At 69.8% G+C, this 305-nt stretch carries 1 protein-coding gene; it reads right to left on the bottom strand.

The window, feature by feature from the left end; genetic code table 11:
* On the bottom strand, positions 1-252 hold a 252-nt coding region (locus tag OQ02_RS39820; protein ID WP_231500462.1), incomplete at its 3' end, for a cytosine permease.
* Positions 253-305 lie beyond the last annotated feature (53 nt).

A 305-nucleotide genomic window follows, 5' to 3' on the forward strand; every position in this document is an offset into this window, starting at 1 on the left:
GCTGGAGATCATCTGCGGGACGCCGAGCCGGGGTCCCTGCCCGGAGTGCAGCGCCATCACGATGCCGCCGAGGACGTTCCCGATCAGCAGCGCGGGTATCGCCCACAGCGCGTCGGCGCCGAAGACGACGGCCAGCGCGCCGTCGACGATCGCGGTGATCTGCATGTTGGCGCCGAACCAGAGGGTGAATTGGCTGCGCGGCGTGCCGTGGCGCTCGGCGTCAGGGATGACCTCGATGGTGCGTGTCTCCATCGAGAGTCGCTCCCCGGGGGTGTGCTGGACCGGCATGGTGGAGACCTCTCCCG

This window comes from Saccharothrix sp. NRRL B-16314 (assembly GCF_000716595.1).
Lineage (GTDB): Bacteria > Actinomycetota > Actinomycetes > Mycobacteriales > Pseudonocardiaceae > Actinosynnema.